16 protein-coding genes are annotated in these 18,703 nt (G+C 41.2%); all 16 read left to right on the top strand.

Features of this window, described 5'->3' with window-relative positions; genetic code table 11:
- Position 1 precedes the first annotated feature (1 nt).
- From D9A03_RS02575 to D9A03_RS02500, 16 genes are read left to right on the top strand one after another with little or no spacing between them, the layout of a single operon-like run.
- Entirely contained in the window at positions 2 to 1,780 is a 1,779-nt protein-coding gene (locus D9A03_RS02575) for an ABC transporter ATP-binding protein (RefSeq protein ID WP_120495685.1), read from the top strand.
- A complete protein-coding gene (locus tag D9A03_RS02570; protein ID WP_120495684.1) occupies positions 1,773 to 2,642 on the top strand; it encodes an aldo/keto reductase in 870 nt (289 codons plus the stop codon). Before D9A03_RS02575 ends, D9A03_RS02570 begins: the two co-directional genes overlap by 8 nt.
- Before the next feature lie 32 nt (positions 2,643 to 2,674).
- Positions 2,675 to 3,223 (top strand): GNAT family N-acetyltransferase, encoded by a 549-nt coding sequence (locus D9A03_RS02565; protein ID WP_120495683.1) that lies wholly within the window; start codon positions 2,675 to 2,677, stop codon positions 3,221 to 3,223.
- Positions 3,220 to 4,248 carry a UDP-N-acetylglucosamine 4,6-dehydratase (inverting) gene (pseB, locus tag D9A03_RS02560; protein ID WP_254054958.1) on the top strand — a complete coding sequence of 343 codons (1,029 nt, stop codon included), beginning with the start codon at positions 3,220 to 3,222 and terminating at the stop codon, positions 4,246 to 4,248. The genes D9A03_RS02565 and pseB overlap by 4 nt, the downstream gene beginning before the upstream one ends.
- A gap of 15 nt (positions 4,249 to 4,263) precedes the next feature.
- Positions 4,264 to 5,307 (top strand): hypothetical protein, encoded by a 1,044-nt coding sequence (locus tag D9A03_RS02555; protein WP_120495682.1) that lies wholly within the window; start codon positions 4,264 to 4,266, stop codon positions 5,305 to 5,307.
- Positions 5,308 to 5,317: 10 nt separating this feature from the next.
- Positions 5,318 to 6,499 carry a DegT/DnrJ/EryC1/StrS family aminotransferase gene (locus D9A03_RS02550; protein WP_120495681.1) on the top strand — a complete coding sequence of 394 codons (1,182 nt, stop codon included), beginning with the start codon at positions 5,318 to 5,320 and terminating at the stop codon, positions 6,497 to 6,499.
- An 8-nt stretch (positions 6,500 to 6,507) separates the two neighbouring features.
- Positions 6,508 to 8,349 (top strand): hypothetical protein, encoded by a 1,842-nt coding sequence (locus tag D9A03_RS02545; protein ID WP_120495680.1) that lies wholly within the window; start codon positions 6,508 to 6,510, stop codon positions 8,347 to 8,349.
- Complete coding sequence (locus D9A03_RS02540) at positions 8,349 to 9,188, top strand: class I SAM-dependent methyltransferase (protein ID WP_120495679.1); 840 nt, start codon at positions 8,349 to 8,351, stop codon at positions 9,186 to 9,188. The genes D9A03_RS02545 and D9A03_RS02540 overlap by 1 nt, the downstream gene beginning before the upstream one ends.
- Complete coding sequence (locus D9A03_RS02535) at positions 9,185 to 10,399, top strand: ATP-grasp domain-containing protein (protein ID WP_162937943.1); 1,215 nt, start codon at positions 9,185 to 9,187, stop codon at positions 10,397 to 10,399. The genes D9A03_RS02540 and D9A03_RS02535 overlap by 4 nt, the downstream gene beginning before the upstream one ends.
- 30 nt (positions 10,400 to 10,429) lie before the next feature.
- Positions 10,430 to 12,370, top strand: a complete 1,941-nt coding sequence (gene asnB, locus D9A03_RS02530) for an asparagine synthase (glutamine-hydrolyzing) (protein WP_120495677.1) — start codon at positions 10,430 to 10,432, stop codon at positions 12,368 to 12,370.
- A complete protein-coding gene (locus tag D9A03_RS02525; RefSeq protein ID WP_120495676.1) occupies positions 12,363 to 13,154 on the top strand; it encodes a phytanoyl-CoA dioxygenase family protein in 792 nt (263 codons plus the stop codon). Before asnB ends, D9A03_RS02525 begins: the two co-directional genes overlap by 8 nt.
- Position 13,155: 1 nt before the next feature.
- Positions 13,156 to 14,169 carry an N-acetylneuraminate synthase family protein gene (locus tag D9A03_RS02520; protein ID WP_162937942.1) on the top strand — a complete coding sequence of 338 codons (1,014 nt, stop codon included), beginning with the start codon at positions 13,156 to 13,158 and terminating at the stop codon, positions 14,167 to 14,169.
- Positions 14,170 to 14,171: 2 nt separating this feature from the next.
- Positions 14,172 to 15,197, top strand: coding sequence for an ATP-grasp domain-containing protein (locus D9A03_RS02515; RefSeq protein WP_120495674.1), 1,026 nt, complete (start codon positions 14,172 to 14,174; stop codon positions 15,195 to 15,197).
- 14 nt (positions 15,198 to 15,211) lie between these two features.
- On the top strand, positions 15,212 to 16,156 hold the full coding sequence (locus D9A03_RS02510) for a D-isomer specific 2-hydroxyacid dehydrogenase family protein (protein ID WP_162937941.1): 945 nt from the start codon (positions 15,212 to 15,214) through the stop codon (positions 16,154 to 16,156).
- Positions 16,153 to 18,240, top strand: a complete 2,088-nt coding sequence (locus tag D9A03_RS02505) for an aminotransferase class III-fold pyridoxal phosphate-dependent enzyme (protein ID WP_120495672.1) — start codon at positions 16,153 to 16,155, stop codon at positions 18,238 to 18,240. The genes D9A03_RS02510 and D9A03_RS02505 overlap by 4 nt, the downstream gene beginning before the upstream one ends.
- Positions 18,240 to 18,701, top strand: coding sequence for a GNAT family N-acetyltransferase (locus tag D9A03_RS02500; RefSeq protein ID WP_120495671.1), 462 nt, complete (start codon positions 18,240 to 18,242; stop codon positions 18,699 to 18,701). Before D9A03_RS02505 ends, D9A03_RS02500 begins: the two co-directional genes overlap by 1 nt.
- Positions 18,702 to 18,703 lie beyond the last annotated feature (2 nt).

Here is an 18,703-nt window from a genome sequence, read left to right as displayed (position 1 = left end):
CATGTTAATTGATAATTATAAAGGTGGTACTTACTTTATGAGGCTAACTAATAACTTAAAATTTCTCGGCAAATATGGAGACACAAAACTCAACAAAATAATCACCCTAGTATTATTAAGTATTATTGGAATTTTCTTTGAAGCTCTTGGGCTAGGCCTAATATTACCAGTACTAGATTTCATATCCGCAAATGGAGACACAGAATATCTAAGAAAAAACAATGAATTCTGGACAATAACAACAAGCACGTTCTCCCAACTTAATTTAGAGTTAAATCTCTTTTCACTTACACTTCTTGTTCTTATTGCCGTTGTATTAAGGCAGTTATTTGACTACATATATTTAATTAAATTAACCCTAACCGAAGTAACTCTTCAAAAAAATCTTCGAACTAAATGTTACTCCATAATACAATCCACTCGACTTGATATCATAAACAAAATGGGTAGTGGGAAATTTATAAACCTCTTAGACCATCAAACAGAATCTACGTCTCAAGTATTGGTTGGTTATATCAGATATATAAGACATATAGTTACCTTTACGGTTTATGTAACCCTAATCATAATGACAGCCCCGCTATCAAGCGGCCTAGCAATATTCCTCCTTGGAAGCTTATTAGTTATTATTCAGTTTTATGTAAGAAAGACTCGTGAAGTTTCCAATCAATTAATAACTTATAAAACAATACTAGCCTCTTTTTTAACAGAGGCTTATCAAGCCTTTAGAACTGTAAAAATTTTCGGCCTACAGTCTCGGCAAATCAAGCGTATCAAGCAAATTAATGAAAAACATGCAAGGTTGAATCTCAATTTAGTAAAAAACAGTGGGAAAATTCCATTAATTATGGCGCCCACGATTACTGCTATCCTAATGGCTTTCCTATACATCTCAGTCACTTATCTCGACATGACTATCAATACCATAACTTTATTTGCATTAATTATGTTGAGGTTAGCTCCAACTGCACAAGCATTTGCAAAACAACAACAAGGCTTAGCAAAACATATAGTTAGTTTAGAAGCACTAAAGGAAAGTATTATCACTTGCACCCAGAACCCCGATACTTCCGGACAAAGAACTGAAGTACACCTCAAAAATTCAATCTGTGGAAAATCGCTTTCATACTCTTATAACAATGACAGTAGATTAGCCTTACACAACATAAACCTTAAACTATCCATCGGAAAAATAGTCGCGATAACAGGAAGCTCCGGGGCTGGAAAATCTACTTTAGTCGATATTTTGTCTGGATTGGCTACCCCAACCAATGGTCATGTTTCTTTTGATGAAAAAGTCATTTCAAAAGAAAATCAAGAAAGTTTAAGGGATATAATATCTTATGCGGCCCAAGAACCTTTTCTATTTAGAGGCTCTGTAAAAGAAAATATTCAAATAGGTTCGCCCTCCGCAGATCATAATGAATTAATCAAAGCTTGCGAAATGGCTTATGCGAATCATTTCATTGAGAAATTACCAAATGGTTATGATACCCAATTAGATGAAGCTGGGGAGAACTTATCTGGTGGTCAAAAACAACGTATTGCGCTTGCCCGATGCTTTTTAAGAAAAAGCCCATTACTAATACTTGACGAACCCACTAGTTCACTAGATCGGCTATCAGAACAAAAGATCACCCAGTCTATACGCCAGTATGCACAAACCTATAATGCTCTGGTAATAATTATTACTCATAGAGACACAACAATAGAAGATGTCGATGAGGTAATTAAAATGGAGAATGGGCAAATAGTAGAACACTATATGCTAGATGAATAACAAAAAATCTAAGCCAATAAAGCTTGTTTTAGGAACAGCGCAGTTTGGCCTTCCTTATGGGGTCACCCGAACAGATGATCATGTGGATGACACAACTCTGCGCCATCTCCTGGAGCAAACAGAAAAATCAGGCATTGCGATGCTGGACACCTCTCCAGCTTACGGCACCTCAGAAACGAGGCTAGGCCAGTTCAATGCTGCTCGATCCTTTGCTCTCCAAACCAAAACCTTTGGTGGGCAACTCGACCTTACTCCAAAGCAGCTCGAAGAGCAGTTCAGCAACTCCCTCAAAGCCCTTCAAACGTCAGAAGTTGAAAGCTTTCTTGTTCATAGTGTCGAACAGCTGAAAGGTACAGAGGGGAAAAGCCTGATTAAATTCCTGCAATCACTCAAAGATAAAGGGCTCACCAAACGGATCGGCGTTTCAGTCTATGATGCCGAAGATATTGACTTTACCCTTGAGCTATTTAAACCTGATGTCATTCAATTACCCGTGAGTATTGCTGATCAGCGCTTGATACATTCAGGGCATTTAGACCGATTGAAAAACTTAGGTATTACAATTCAAGCACGCTCAATATTTCTTCAAGGCCTTCTCCTGACAAACCCTTCTAAGTTGCCTTCCTTTTTCACTGAGGCAAGAAGTTTCATAGAAGATTTAAGAGAGAATTTCACCTCTACCGAAGCAGCGTGTATGGCCTTCATTCGAGATAACGCCTTGGTTGACGAGGCGGTATTTGGTGTGCATACGAGCCTTCATTTACATACCATTATCTCAGCTTCAAGGGAGGTAATTCAAAAAAAACAGTGGGAGAATAGTGGTCTACCAGAAAAGCTCGTTGACCCTAGGTTATGGAAATAACTTACTTTTTCTTGGAAACTTCAGATACCTAAATGATTGCACCAGAAATTAAAATACCAAATAAGCCGACATACTTGATGCCTTTTCTTCCTCTAGACATCACTCCTATTTATTTAGCTTGGCTCAACGATAAAGAAATCACCCAATTCACTGAAATAGCTAAAACTAAACAATCAGCAGAAGATTGTAGAGATTATGTAACGAAATCAAACAGCTCTTCTGATGAGTTTTTATGGCGCATTGTCACCGAAACACACGGCCACGTAGGGAATATACGCCTTTCAGGCTTAAGCTCACCTCATCAACGTGGGGAACTTGCCCTTATCATTGGTAATACAAATCTCCATGGTAAGGGTATAGGCACTCAAGCAATAAAACTGGCGACGATGTATGCCTTTAACGAGTTAAAACTACACAAAATAACTGCAGGTATGTACATGCCTAATGAAGGCTCATATAAAGCCTTTCTAAACGCCGGATATCACCTTGAAGCGACATTAAAAGACCATGTGTTATTTAATGGCCACTTTACTGACGTGTATAAAGTGGCTTGTTTCAATCAATATGAGCAAAACCTATGAACATAAAAGATAAGTATTTCGATATTTACACAGGGAAATCTATCCTCGTAACCGGAGCAACAGGCTCGTTTGGACGAAAGTTTGTTCAGACGTTGTTTGAGCATGCCAATCCTGCAAGGGTCGTAGTTTTTTCTCGTGATGAGCTGAAGCAGTATGAAATGGCTCAACAGTTTCCTGAAGATAGATATCCTATCCGTTATTTTATTGGGGATGTAAGGGATCGCGAACGCTTAATTCGGGCGTGTAATGGAATTGATCTTATCGTTCATGCTGCGGCCATGAAGCATATATTAGCTGCCGAATACAATCCTACAGAGTGTATTGCGACAAATATCCTAGGCGCACAGAATGTTATCGATGCCGCGATAGAAAACAATGTGAAACAAGTTGTTGCCTTGTCTACTGATAAAGCAGCAAACCCCATAAACCTCTATGGCGCGACAAAGCTGTGTTCTGACCGACTTTTTATTGCAGGTAATAACTTATCAGGAAAAACCAAAACACGCTTTTCTGTTGTACGCTATGGAAATGTCGCGGGATCAAGAGGTAGTGTCATTCCCCATTTCAAACAGATGGCAGCAAATGGTGAGACCGAATTCCCAATTACACACGCCGACATGACCAGATTTGTTATTACACTTGCGGACGGCGTACAACTGGTGAACCTCGCGATGGCGAGCATGGAAGGCGGCGAAATTTTCGTTCCAAAACTACCAAGTGTTAAAATAACCGATATAATTCCTCACTTATGTGCAGACGCAACCTATAAAATTATTGGTATCCGTCCCGGGGAAAAGTTACATGAAGTAATGATACCCTACGAAGAATCACGTAATGCAATAGATATGGGGGATTACTATATCCTTCAACCAACGCTCCATTGGTGGAACACAAAAGGTTTTATGGAAAAAATAGAGAAGTATGGAAAGCCGGTATCTAAACCATTCGAATACGACAGTGGATCAAATGATGATTGGATGACAGGTGACCAAATTCTAGAGCTCATAAATTCAATCGATTTATAATAGAACAACACTTTAATGAACGCAGGCACCAAACTAAAGAATAGCCCTAAGTGGCTATTTAGAGTTGCCTCACGCCCTGGTGTCGGGGGAGGACATGTAAAGCGCTCCCTCCAACTAGCTTTAGCTCTCTCCAGCTTTGGACAAAGTTGTACCTTTTACTTAGACCCCGACCCCCAAAAACATAATGAACATTGGATCAGTACACTAGATAGTCATGGCATTGATTGGATCGAAGAAAATTCCAACATTGATTGTGATAAGGCAATCGCCCATAGCCAAAAAAATGATATCATCATATTAGACAGTTACGATCTCTGCCCATCAAGATTTTTACAATTTTTTCCAACACTTAATATTCTTTCTTTTGATGATTTCAGAAATAAAAATCATGGAAAATTTTTAATTAGGCAAACCCTTATCAAAAGTCAGCAGAAAGATGATATCTACCCAAATATTATTGATGGGCCAGAAAACATCATTTTACCAATTACGCCCCCCTCACAACGCCTGCATCGGATAAAACAACCGCACACAAGAAAAATCCTAATAAGCATGGGTTTCGTTGATAGCATCAATAACACAGGAAAAATATTGGCACTTTGTGCAGATATAAGATTAAAAAATCCGATAACAGTAGTACTCGGCCCCAATGCACCTCATATCCAAACTATTCGGGAACAACTAAAAAAATTCACAGAAAGTAGGCTTATCATCAACCCTACTTCTATGGTGGATCTATACCAAAATCACGATGTTGCTCTAGGGGCAGGAGGCGTATCAATGTTGGAACGTATCGCCTATGGTTTACCATCAATAGTTGTTCAAGCTGCCGATAACCAATCCCTTACAATTCAAGAAGCCGTAAAACTCGGTTTGATAGAAACTCAAAGTATACATAATACTGACGGGTTAACCACGCAGCTCTGTAGCTTCCTCAAGAATGACTCTTTGCTTGAATACCTAACTATTAATGGGCAGAAAATCATTGATGGAAGAGGGGCGCAAAGAATCGCTCAACAATTACTTAATTCCTTAGGGAACCCAACTCTCCCTATTTAATGGGCCAATAATGTTTTATCCTTATAGCAAACAAAGTATCAATCAAGATGATTTGAAAGCAGTTTGTGATGCTCTTAGATCTGATTTCCTTACTCAAGGACCACAACTTGAAATTTTTGAAAAGAAGTTAGGCGCTTTTCTCAGCCCAAACTGTTCTACAATTGCCTGCAACAATGGCTCATCAGCCCTTTGGTTAGCTTACAAGGCACTTGAGTTAGGCCCCAAAGCAGGCCTTATTACTTCGCCGATAACATTTCTTGCCACGGCCAGTATGGCGATAATGTTAGATGCTCCTGTATATTTTGCTGATGTTGACCCCAATAGTGGATTAATGACAGCCGAAACCGTTAAACAAGCCCTAGAGGAAGCTCCTTTTCCTATCAAAGCAGTTACCGTGGTACATCTAGCTGGCCAGGGCGGTGAATTAGAGGCCATAAGAGAAGTAACCCAAAAGTATAATTGCGCATTGGTAGAGGATGCATGCCATGCTCTTGGGGCTACGGCAGAAACTCGATCAAATACCCTATCATATCTCGGTTCTGCAGATTTAAGTGACATCGCTGTTTTTAGTTTTCACGCTATCAAGCATCTAAGTATGGGTGAAGGAGGAGCATGTATCACCCAAAACCCTGAATACAAAGAACGTATGATTTCATTTAGAAACCATGGAACGACAAGAAACCCTAGCGATTGGCAATATCAGCCTGAAAAGCTCGCACCTTGGTATTATGAAATGTCTGAGCCTTCTTTCAATTTAAGGCTGACTGAAATGCAAGCCGCCCTAGGCAGCAGTCAATTATCACGTGTAAAAACTGCGAATGAAAAACGCAGAAAAATTGCCTCTTGGTATAATGAGGAATTCTCTGAAGTAGATTTTATCAATGGCCCTCAACTCCCCCCCCATCCATCTAACCACGCCTGGCATCTTTACCCTATAAAAATTGACTTTAATAAACTTGGGTTATCTAGGGGACAGGTTATGGCGAAACTCAAAGAAAAGGGAATAGGAACCCAAGTTCATTACATACCCCTTTACAGGCAGCCTTGGTATCGTCAACAAAACTATCCTTTTCTCACTGGGGCGGAAGCATATTACCTAGAGACACTCTCCATCCCACTGTATCCACAATTAACGAGGGAAGATGTTTCAACAATATCTAATACGCTAAAAAATATAACAAATTTCTTTTAATTAAAATTATGCTTCAAAATAAAATTGAGTTTTCAGGCTACAAAAAAGTGTTTTGTGAAAGCCTTCGTGCCCTAGAAAAGGCTTATGAAATGGGCCTTTCCAAAGATGCAAAAATTTTATGCCGGTCTCCAGCAATCTTGGATAACAAAAAAATAAACTCAATTAACCTAGACGAAAGAGTAAATATTAAGGAACTCCAGTCTCTTTTCGATCGAATAGACCTAACTTGCAAGAAGTGCTTTGATGTATTTCAAGATAATGAAGAGCTTCATGAATATGCCCACTTACTTACACAAATGGTATGGCTTTGGAACACAAAAATCATTCAATCGGGCTTTCTTATTTCTGACGATTTCAAAGAACCTTGTTTAATACTAAATCCTAACTCAGGAAATGCTGCCCTCGATCAAAACTGGACTTTACCGTGGACTGAGCTTCTAAAAGACAACACCAATGCCGTTACCCACGCCATCAGTATTGATTTAAATTTCACACTCAGAACTGAAAAAAGCACCTTAGGTAATAACTATAGAAAACTTCGCCTCATGGGCTGGCGTCATGTGTTATGGCGTTTAGGATGTAAACTATGGAGCAAATTACCCCATAGCCTATCCCGGGGTACTGTTTATTATTTCCGGGAAAATGAATTATTACGTGATGTAGCAAGCGAGTTTATTCTTAAAGGTTACTCAGCTTCGAAAATAAATACTAAACCACTGAAAACACTCTCAGAGAACACTAAAAGAATTGCAGACACTGCCATTCAAACTTCGCAAGATATTCTTTTAAACCATATCAAAAAAATCAACACAGAATCTTCACACCATTATTTGTTCAATGAGTTACGCAAACTTTTTCAGCAAGAGATTGAAACCTATAGAATCAATCTTGAATATCTATCTATTGATAAAAATTTCCCTATCAAAACCCAAAAAGATGTCGTTCTGACAAATTACCCATGGGCGGGTTTCTGTGCCGCCTTAGCCAGAGTATGTGACGCGAAAAGAGTTCCATTTGTTGGTTTTCAACATGGTGTCACCAGAGAGATTATCAGTTCTCATCAAAACAAAATAAATTATGAGAATGTTTCAGCGCCCTACGCTGCTTTCATAACTCAACAAGGTAAGGCAATCTCCGATCATTGCGTTTACCGGCAGCATAAATCGCGAGAACACACTGTTGCATTAGGAGCAGTATCAGATTTTATCAATTATACAAAAAGAAGTACGTGGAAAACCAAATCTAACCGAATTATTTATCCTGCCAGTTTAAATCAACCAGGCTACTTCTTTAATGGCGGCGTCTATCAAAACGATTATAAAAACTATCAAAGTGAACTAAAGTTAGTTAACGAAGTATTCTCTGCTATACCTCACTCTGTAGATTATAAACCGTATCCAACTAAACGTTATCCTGACGAAAGCCCTTTGATAAGAAAAGTCATGGAAACAAAGAACATGACTTTGCTTACATCTGAACATGACTTTAGATTTATTGCTCAGCAATATGGGCTGATTATAACTTGTGGAGCCAGTAGCACTTTAAGCTGGTGTCTAATGTCCGGCATACCTACCCTATATATTGACTCACCCTATGAGGGATATCGTCTTTCCGAGGATCTAAAAGCTTTTTTCAAAAATCAAAATTTGTATTTTGATCTACGGAATCCCGACTGCTACGAAGATCTTGCAGTTCAGTTAAAAAAACCTCTTACAGATTTCTCTAGCGTTTGGAAAAGAGATACCAAAAGAAGAGAGACCATGTTGAAACAGTTATTTGGCCTACATTCTTCGAAATCAGGCCCGAATGGTTATAAATGGTTAAAAACAAAAATGAATGAGTCTTTCTAATGGACAAAAATATCTTGCAAAAACGCCTTATGGAAAGCTTCAACTCAAAGGGCGTCAGGTTCAGCAATTATCAGGATATTCCCCAATTTGTTACTGAGAAATTAGAGAATATAGACACGACTGAGCACTATGAAAAATCACAACTAAATTTGGATCATGCTCGATATGAATTTTTGGAAAACAGTTTAGAGTGCAATAGTCTTAGTGTGACAGAAATCGGGGCAAATCTTGGATATTTCCTATTACGCCTAGCCAAAGAACAAAAGTGTGTCGTAACTGGTTACGAGCCTATTTCCGAATACGCTCAGGCTGCTTCTCTTATGTCTCAGTTCACTGATATTGATGATTATTGTACATTCCATTCTAAAGGTGTCCTGTTTGATGATATTGGGAGCCTGCCGACATGTGACTTGATCATTGAACTTAATGTTCTTCATCATGCTGGGAATATTTTCGATAAAGAAAAAGTGGCGAGTTTTAGCAGTTGGGAGGCTTATGCGATTAACCGTCTGGCTGCTATGAGAGATAAAGCTTCACACCTTTTTATTCAAACAGGTAACAGTCAGGAAAACATACAACTCTTCCCATCTGAAGAAGCAGTAAGTCATTTCGCAAACATTTTGTCTCAGGCTGGCTGGAAAGTGAAGTCAGTAGGAACTATTCAAAATCTAAACAACCTAACTTACACGCTAGGTTCTTTGAATGATCCTCAAAGTTATACGACATACAAATGCCACCGGAATTTAGATACAGGTTTAGTTGATTATAAAGTTAACTCAGAAGTTGTTGGGTCTCATCAAACCGGTTTAGCTAACCGCCCTGTATGGTTATGCGAATGATGACTCCACACAAAAAAGCTCTTGTATACCTCGGCGGGAGTTTTCCTCAAGTAGAAGCCGTTAAATCATTAAAGTCTCTCGATCTTTATATAATTCTGGTTGACCAGTCTGAAGCTCCGCCATGTCTAGCTTTTGCAGATCTTTTTATTAAAGCAAGCATAACTGATACCGCCCTAATTTTGACCGAGCTCAAAAAGCTAACGAATTATGAGATTATTGGTGCCTACGGTGTTGCTGATTACGCTTACAAAACTGTCGCAGCAATCCATAAATGCTTCGATATCAAAGCTATCCGAAAAACTGAATACAAAACCCTGAATAATAAATACATAACAAAACAGGCAATCTCCGGGTCAGGTATCCTTTGCCCCGAAACAATATGGTATGGAGAAAGGAATGAACTGCCTGGTCTGCTTAAAGAATTCGCCCAAAAACCACTGAAATCATGCGTGATAAAAGCTGTAGATCAGAATAACAGTAAAGGGATCCATATTCTACACGAACCTAGTTTGCAGGCTTTTACAGATGGATTACATGATGCATTTCAATATTCATCGCAGGTACTTATCGAAGAGTTTATAGAAGGGCAGATTGGGAACGTAGACGTATTGGTTTTGGAGGGAAAGAGTCACTCGATCTCAACTACAATACGGCTTAACGACGCGGACACAGCCCAAATATGTACTGCAATGATACAGCCAGCCGAGTTATGGGACGGTTATCAGGAAACCGTATTTGGAATAGCACAACAGGCTGCAAGAACCTTAGATTACCATACAGGGCCGTTAACAATTGATCTTCTCATAACAGATTCAAAGAAAATTTATGTCATTGAGGCAAGTCCTCACTTCCATAGTATTCAGTCAGAAATCTTGAGAGGTAATGGCTCTCCAATTGCAGCTTATGCTAGTTATTTAGCAAATCCACTTGGAGATTACAGAAAATACATAGCACGTAATCATACCCATGGAATGTTTTGTTATCAGAAATTCCATACTCAAAGGGGCAGGATCAAGTCAATTTGTGGAATGGAAGACAACCAATTTAAAAAGCACTTACGTAGTTATAAATTGTTCTCACAAGAAGGAGACATAATTAATAACTCCAATAATAGAAAAGAACTCTTAGGCCTTTTTTGGTGTGAGTATAGCTCGTTAAAAGAAAAAGAAGCCTTGCTATATCATTTAGAGAAAAATATTTACACAACATAGTCCTGAAATACATTGGAGTAACTTAATTTTATGTGTGGTATTGCAGGAATAATAAGCCTAAATCGGGAACCTCTTCAAAATTGCAGCTGGGCACTTGATAAAATGTCAAATTGCATTGCTCACAGAGGACCAGACCAGCTTGGACATTTTATTTCCCATAATCGTTTTGTGTGCTTTACAAACACTCGCCTTTCAATTGTTGGGACAAAAGACACCGTTAATCTCCCTATACATGACATCCATGATCGAGCTTGTGTCACTTATAACGGAGAGCTTTTTAATCATAACGAGCTTCGCCTTTCCCTACAGCAACAGGGATGCGCTTTTCAAACTTCGACAGATACCGAAGTACTCCTAAATGGCGTACTATATAATGGTCTTAATTTTTTAGATAAAACGGATGGGTTTTGGGCTTTTGCTTTTTACGACAAAAGCGAAAACAAAGTCATTCTATCACGGGATCTACTCGGCGAAAAAAGCCTGTACTATGCCATCCACAATGGGCGACTGTACTTTGCCTCAGAAATTAATCCAATACTCTCAGTCCTTCCACCTGAGGCCATTGAATTAGACTATAAAGCCGTAATTTGTTCATTTCAGTATAGGGCTACATTTCCTGGCCACTCTCTCATATCGAAAATTAAAAAATTACAGCCAGGAGCCTCTTTAGTTATAACTCCAGGAGAGGCTGATCTCAGAATAGCTAAGCAACAAAAATTTAGCTTTGAGACTTCGCAGGAATTTTTTGCGAACGACCCCAATGAAAAACAAGTAATCGAAAAGTATTCTGAATTACTCTACAAATCCTGTTCAATTCGGCTCCCACAAGAAGTTGATTATATCGCAACACTTAGCGGGGGAATTGACAGTACATTAATCAATTACTTCATTAGTCAAACTCATGATAAAAGGCATGAGACCCTCTTTGGGGAATCACACTCAGTATCTCCTGCCAAGGGAGAAGATATAAGTGAATATGAGGCCAGTTGTTTAACCTCAAAGAAGCTAAATTCGCATCATCATTATCTGATGATGCATCAAGAAAACGCTTCTAAAATATATGAAGAAGCCGCAGCAAACTCATTTGATGGAATTTTCTGTGAAGGTACCGCAGATTTTGGACAACTTGCTGCCTACTTAAACTCTCAAAACAAACGTGTTCTTGTACTCTCTGATGGCCCTGATGAATTATTAAACGGCTATCCAACAGATATAAGATCCACAAAGGTATTTCATAAATTTTCACACTATCCTCAAGCTGCTAGGTCTACCTTAATCAAACGGGCATACGACCAATCACATATGGCTGGTAAATCAAGCACACTATTAAATTGGGCATACTTAGAGGATACACCATTTGCTATTCGCCCTAATCACGGTGGTACGAGTACACAAATACTGCAGCACTTATTCAGTCCTGATATAAATCCCCTTGATTACAAATCATTTGGCCGTATTCCTGATTTTTATAACGATGTTTATCAGAATCTTGACATAGCTCAGAGAGTCGCGCTGGGATATGCCTGTACATCACTTCCTGAATATGTAAACACCAGAAGTGATCGCGGGATTATGAGACAAAGTATTGAAGCACGTCTCCCCTTTCAGGCGAGATATCTCGTAGAATTAATGATCGCCACACCTGAAAAGTGGCGAACAAATATGGGTAAATATTCAAAATATATACTACGGAAACTCGTAGAAACAAACGTCAGCAAAGAGATTGCATACCGTTCCAAATATGGTTTTTCTAAACCTGGTTGGAATTACGAAAGTATTTCTCAAAAGCTAAAAATGGAAGAGGTAATTGCTGAAAGCTCAGTTTTCACATCTCTTCCATTCAGTAAAGAAGCTCATGAATTTCTCTCGCGGCCTGAAAAAAGCAGATACACGTGGATGGCTTATTGCCTTGCAAAAACATGGGAAAGCTTGAATCAGTGCATAAAAGACAAGGACAAACTACATGTCTAATTACGATATAGATCAAATTGTTCAAACTATTAAATCTGAAGGTATAGCGGTAATAGAGGATGTTTTATCTGAAGAATATTGCGACCAGATAAAATCCGAACTCGATCAGTTGGTGCAAAAACGCCGCGAAGACGGACACTATTGTGGAAATGAAGTAAACCAAGTTCTCGACAACTACTTCATGGGCGCCCCTCAGTTACTTGAACTTCTGACCCAAGACGTTACTGACAAAGTAATGCGGAAATTTATCGATAATGATTATGTACTCATTTCTCCTTCCGCAAGAAACAGACGAATTCTTAAAGATCAAGAATTCGGAAGAAAAACTTCTGGCCACGGGTGGCACACGGACTCACGCTTTATCGGGGAAGGTCAAGGCCTTAATCCCAGTTTGTGCTATATGTCAATTCTATGTATTGATGACTTTACTAGAGATAACGGCGCTACACATTACATTCCTAAATCACATTTAAGATACGAACGACCTGCTGATCGTAATGCCGAGCTAGAGTTTGAATACCTTGAAGCCCCCAAAGGCTCAATTGTGATCTTCGACACAGCTTTATGGCACAAAATTGGTGAAGCATCTGGGAAAAGTAGATGGGGTGTTTTTAATACCTATGGTCCTTGGTTCATGAAACCATATCATCGCTTTGATAAGATGTTCAATGAAGAAGAAATGCAGAGTTTTACCCCCCTAATCAGACAGTTGCTTCATCACGATTCAATCGTCCCACGTGATCATAATGAGAGAATGGCGACACTACGAAGAGTCAATGGCTAACATGTCTCTACAGTTCGGAAAAACACTGATTGGCAAAGGCCATCCTGTTTTCGTGATTGCAGAAATTGGTATCAATCACGAAGGTTCTGTTGAAACCTGTGCAAAAATGATTGAAGAAGCGGCTACAGCCGGAGCCAGTTCCATCAAGCTACAGACTATTGATCCTGAGCGGAATTACGCGAAGGACACCTATAGCTACGAACTCTTCAGCAAAGCTGTTCTGTCACAGGAAGAAACCGCCCGAATGTTCGAATATACCAAAGAACTCGGTATGGAACCTTTCACAACTGCTGGTGATTTCAAAACCCTGGAATGGATCAATAAACTTGATCCTTCCGGCTTTAAAGTTTCAAGCGGCCTTTTAAGCTGTCTTCCAATTATTAAGAAGGCAGCGTCCTTTTCCAAACCGATTCTTATGTCTACAGGCATGGCTGATGAAGCCAATATTCAAGCTGCTCTAGACACGGTAAAATCCATTGGCAACGATCAAGTCGCTCTCTTTCAATGTACTTCTCTCTACCCTGCTGAAAATGAAGATTTAAACTTGGCTAGCATTCCATGGATGGAAAAGCGGTTTAATCTGCCTGTCGGTTTTTCAGATCACAGTATCGGCACTGCAGCTGCTAGTCTTTCTGTCGCAGCCGGAGCAGTCATGATTGAGAAACACTTTACGCTTGATAAAAAACTCCCGGAATACGATCATCGCCTCTCGCTTGAACCCAAAGAATTCGCACTCATGGTCGAATCAATTCGACAAACAGAAAAGATCATGGGGACTCACGACAAAGTTCTTTCTAAAGAAACATCAGACATGCGAGATCAAATGAGCCGCTACATGGTCGTTGCGACAGATTTGAAAAAGGGGCATATTCTTCAAGAAGAAGATATCCTATTCTTCCGATTAAATAAACAAAGCGACGCACCACTCAATGCCTCCATGTTTCGTGACCTAATCGGACACCCGCTCCGTAAAGACATGAAAGCACTAGACGCCATTTTACAGGACACAATTTAATCATGAATATAACGGTAATGATCACCTGTATTGGTGGGGGGCTTTCAGCACAGTTTATACAGTCGATTAAAGCTTCTTCACGACACAATCTCAGAATAGTTGGGGTAGATACAAATGACACTCCTGCTGCAAGACATTTTTGTGACACCTTTCACAGAGTTCCTTCGGGAGACGCACCTGAGTATTTTGATAAAATTAAGAGTATCTGTGCCCAAGAAAGTGTCGATCTAATTTTTCCCTGCGCTGATGAAGAGGCTCTGACACTTGCTGCTCATAAAGCAGAATTATTAATCACGGGAACAACAGTTGCCTGTAATGATCTCGACCTTCTTCAAATTTTCACAAACAAACTTACGACGTATAAAAAACTGGCCCAGCTGGGAATAGAATTACCTATCTGGAAAGAAGCCACCGGGCAGGAAAGCACCCTGTCTGCAGTAAGGGAAATTATGGACATAACAGGAGAAGCTGTTGTAAAGCTCCCAACCGCAAGAGGAGGAAGAGGCACGCTGGTCATCAGTAACAGTCTCACAGAGACGATTTCCTTCGAAGGCAGTAGAGAACTCCATATGAACTTACAGACCTTTATGGAGAAACATCTATCTCAACTCCCCTCTGAACCAATAATGATCATGGAGCGATTAGTTGAACCTGTTCATGATCTTGATATCCTATCATGGCAGGGGCAATGCCACTATCTAATCCCTCGGAAACGATTAAACTCTGCTCTGCCAAATGAAGGGCATATTTTAATCGAAAACACGCCTATGGCTGAAATTGGCCGAAAAGTCGCGCAGGAACTTAAAACCAGCTGGATTTTTGATATTGATTTTATGACCACCAAAGATGGGAAACCTGCTGTTCTTGAGATTAACCCACGAGCCAGTGGCAGTTTGTCTGTAGCTATTGCAGCAGGTATGCCTTTGTTTGATGACATGCTATCCCTTTATGGCGATGAACCTATCGCACCTACTCACCAGTCTTATAATCAAATAATTTTCCCTTACACTGCGCTCGCTAAACGATAACCATGACACACAAGATGACACCAACCATCGCGATATTAGAAAAAATACATCCGGTGGGCTTGAAAAGATTACAGCAATTCTCAAATGTCATCGACTTAACTGAGATAGCAACAGAGAAAGCTCTAATAGAGAGCTCCAACGCAGATGCACTTGTAGTCAAAAGTGTTACACCAATTAATCGGGAAACCATAAAATCTATTCCCAACCTTAAAATCGTTGCACGTGCTGGTACAGGTATGGAAAATATCAACACCCAAGATCTTGAAGAACTTGGAATTGAATATTTCAATGTGCCAACGGGTAATTCTGTTTCTGCAGCCGAGTTCACTATTGGCTTAATATTCGCCATCTGTAAAAAATTCCCTGAAACTCTTACGGCAATCAGCAAGGGGGACTTCCGCCGCCATCTATTGGAAGGCAGAGAGCTGTCGAAAATGACTGTGGGTGTGATTGGTTTAGGGAATGTTGGCTCTCGAGTAGCAAATCGTTTGATCCCCTTCGGGTGTAAAGTTATTGGGTGGGATAAGGACACTGCCAAAGGTAAAGAACTCAATGCAGCTGGTGGACAGTTTTCAGAAGACATCAATGAAATCTACTCTCAAAGTGATGTAATATCTCTCCATCTATCCCTGACAGAAGACACTCGACATTTTCTGAATACCGAAGCTTTTACTCACATCAAAAAAGGAACTATCCTTATCAATACAGCCAGAGCTGCTTGTATAGATACGCAAGCCATGCTTTGCGCTTTGGATAACGGTACATTGTCCTCTGCTGCGGTTGATGTTTTGGATCCAGAACCACCTTTTACTCAATCCAGTGGTTTATCCAACTACACACACCCTCTCCTTGAACATCCAAAAGTTATAGTTACTCCTCATTTGGCTGCTTCAACCCGCGACGCTCAGCAGGTTATATCTGAAACTGTCGGGGAAACCCTTTACAGGTTTTTTTCATGAAAACTGTTGCAATTATTCAGGCCCGGATGGGGTCCTCTAGACTTCCGGGCAAGGTTCTCAGGGAAATCACAAATGGCCAGTCCGTCCTGGCTTACATGGTCGCACGTATGAAAAAGGCACAAAAACTGGGTCAAATTTGTGTTGCCACAAGTGAGGAAGTGGCAGACCAGGCGATAGTAGAAGCCTGCAAGGCTCTTGAAATTCCTGTTTTCTGCGGCAGTGAAACCGATGTCCTGGACAGGTTTTACAAGGCAGCCAAGACACTGGAAGCAACAACACTTGTCAGATTGACAGCCGATTGCCCTGCCATTGATCCCGATTTGATCGATCAGGCAGTCTCTAACTTTGAAACCGGTGCCTATGACTACTACTCCAACGCTCTTCTCAGAACCTACCCAGACGGGCTGGATGTCGAGGTCTTTTCGTTCAAGGCTCTTGAAGAGGCTCATGAAAAGGTAACAAGCCAACGCTTCCGCGAGCATGTAACACCTTATTTGAGAACCGGCTTCTTCCCGCGCGAAATGACAGGAGACTTTCGCGTCGGTCATCTCAAACACAAAAGTGATTTTTCCCATCTGCGCTGGACGCTGGATACCGAGGAAGACCTCTGCTTCCTACAACGTTTTCTCCCACTTCTGCCGGAAGACTTCTCATGGGAAGACGGTCTCTCATGCCTGATGACCAATCCCGACCTTCTGCACTACAACCGGGACATCAAATCCAGAACGAGCGCGCTGGCCGATCTCGAAACCGGACAGGATGTCGAACGTTCAAACCGGAGCAATCTGCCCCGTCGCTATGAGCAATCCAATTCGCTTTTTGAGAGGGTTGAAAAAATCATCCCTCTGGCGAGTCAGACTTTCAGCAAAAGCTATCAGCAGGTTTCCAAAGGCGCAGGCCCCCTGTTCCTTGACAGTGGAAAAGGTGCCCGGGTTTTTGACATCGATGGCAACAGCTACATTGATTACGTTATGGGCCTGCTCCCCAACGTTCTCGGTTACGGTGATCCGGATATTGATGCGGCCATTCACCGTCAGCTTGAAAAGGGTATAACCTTCTCTCTTCCCTCTGACCTCGAATTCATACTGGCGGAAAAGCTTGTTGAGCTGATCCCCTCTGCCGAACAGGTCCGGTTTGGTAAAAATGGTTCTGATGCCACTTCGGCTGCGATCAGACTGGCAAGAGCCTACACGGGACGGGACAAGGTTGTCGCGTGCGGTTACCACGGATGGCACGACTGGTACATTGGAACGACCACTCGCAATCTCGGAGTACCCGCAAGTGTTCAGGAACTCTCTCTCAGGCTTGATTTTGGGGACTTCGAAAAAGCCCGCGACCTATTCACGTCCGAAGGCGATCAGATTGCTGCCATCATCCTTGAACCTTGTGGCGCTGTACAGCCTCCGGAAGGCTATCTTCAGCATCTTCGAGATCTCTGTGACCATTCGGGCACAGTTCTGATCTTTGATGAGATCATCACCGGCTTCCGCATTGATGTCCGGGGCGCACAGCACGTTTACAATGTGACACCCGATCTGTCCTGTTTCGGAAAGGCCATGGCAAACGGCATGCCGATTTCTGCCGTAGTCGGACAGAAAAGGGTCATGCGCCTGATGGAGGATATTTTCTTCTCGGGCACCTTTGGAGGAGAAACCTTGTCACTTGCAGCAGCTTGCGCCACAATTGACAAGTTGACCAAATACGATGTGCCGTCACAAATCTCTGCTTGCGGTAAATTGCTGAAAGAAAAACTCAATGCGCTTTTCAGACAATACGGCTTCCAAGACAATCTGTCAGTATATGCTGAAGACTGGTGGCCCTTGCTCAAAGCCCAGGGACTGGAAACAGAGGACGTTCTTTTCAAAACACTTTTGCGACAAGAACTGAATGCAAACGGAATTCTATTGAATGCTTCGTTCAATCTCTCCTGGGCCCACACAGCTCCCGAGGTAACAGACGAGACAATCTCAAGATTTGAAAAGGCCCTGCAAACTCTGAAGGCTGCCGTTGACAGCAAAAAACCTGACACATTCCTGCGGGGTGAACTGATACAACCGACCTTCCAGGTCAGAAAGAGTTCCTGATGGAAATCCGGGAAGCTGTATTTGATGACTGGGAAAAACTTCTGGAATGGGTTAACAGCCCGGAGAGCCTCTCAAACAAGAAGCTGACGGTTCAAACCATTCTCGAATCAGATCACAAACGCTGGTTAGAGTCCGTTCTTGGGACAGACAATATACACCTCTTCATGATTCTGGATCAGGATCAACCTGTCGGTCAAATGCGTTTTCAGGAACAAGGCCAACAGAGTGCATCCTTTGTCATTGATATTTATATTGAACAGGTATTCCGAGGACGCGATCTGGCATTCAAAGCCTTGACTGCTGGCATGCAAAGGCTCCGGAAACTCCACGCTCCTTCAGCTCTGATCTTTGTAGCGGTAGTTAAGACAACAAATACAGCTTCTCTCTCGCTTTTCCGGAAACTGGATTTTATTCTAGACAAGGAAGACGCTGACTTTTCAACCCTCAAAACTTACGGATAAGG

This window comes from Kiloniella sp. EL199 (assembly GCF_900313065.1).
Taxonomy (GTDB): domain Bacteria; phylum Pseudomonadota; class Alphaproteobacteria; order Kiloniellales; family Kiloniellaceae; genus Kiloniella.
The sequence above is the reverse complement of the archived record's forward strand: the minus strand, read 5'-3'. Positions and strand labels throughout refer to the sequence as shown.

Coding starts and splice junctions, on each gene's coding strand:
- D9A03_RS02575 (WP_120495685.1), top strand. CDS start 2: ATGTTAATTGATAATTATAAAGGTGGTACTTACTTTATGAGGCTAACT.
- D9A03_RS02570 (WP_120495684.1), top strand. CDS start 1,773: ATGAATAACAAAAAATCTAAGCCAATAAAGCTTGTTTTAGGAACAGCG.
- D9A03_RS02565 (WP_120495683.1), top strand. CDS start 2,675: ATGATTGCACCAGAAATTAAAATACCAAATAAGCCGACATACTTGATG.
- pseB (WP_254054958.1), top strand. CDS start 3,220: ATGAACATAAAAGATAAGTATTTCGATATTTACACAGGGAAATCTATC.
- D9A03_RS02555 (WP_120495682.1), top strand. CDS start 4,264: ATGAACGCAGGCACCAAACTAAAGAATAGCCCTAAGTGGCTATTTAGA.
- D9A03_RS02550 (WP_120495681.1), top strand. CDS start 5,318: ATGTTTTATCCTTATAGCAAACAAAGTATCAATCAAGATGATTTGAAA.
- D9A03_RS02545 (WP_120495680.1), top strand. CDS start 6,508: ATGCTTCAAAATAAAATTGAGTTTTCAGGCTACAAAAAAGTGTTTTGT.
- D9A03_RS02540 (WP_120495679.1), top strand. CDS start 8,349: ATGGACAAAAATATCTTGCAAAAACGCCTTATGGAAAGCTTCAACTCA.
- D9A03_RS02535 (WP_162937943.1), top strand. CDS start 9,185: ATGATGACTCCACACAAAAAAGCTCTTGTATACCTCGGCGGGAGTTTT.
- asnB (WP_120495677.1), top strand. CDS start 10,430: ATGTGTGGTATTGCAGGAATAATAAGCCTAAATCGGGAACCTCTTCAA.
- D9A03_RS02525 (WP_120495676.1), top strand. CDS start 12,363: ATGTCTAATTACGATATAGATCAAATTGTTCAAACTATTAAATCTGAA.
- D9A03_RS02520 (WP_162937942.1), top strand. CDS start 13,156: ATGTCTCTACAGTTCGGAAAAACACTGATTGGCAAAGGCCATCCTGTT.
- D9A03_RS02515 (WP_120495674.1), top strand. CDS start 14,172: ATGAATATAACGGTAATGATCACCTGTATTGGTGGGGGGCTTTCAGCA.
- D9A03_RS02510 (WP_162937941.1), top strand. CDS start 15,212: ATGACACCAACCATCGCGATATTAGAAAAAATACATCCGGTGGGCTTG.
- D9A03_RS02505 (WP_120495672.1), top strand. CDS start 16,153: ATGAAAACTGTTGCAATTATTCAGGCCCGGATGGGGTCCTCTAGACTT.
- D9A03_RS02500 (WP_120495671.1), top strand. CDS start 18,240: ATGGAAATCCGGGAAGCTGTATTTGATGACTGGGAAAAACTTCTGGAA.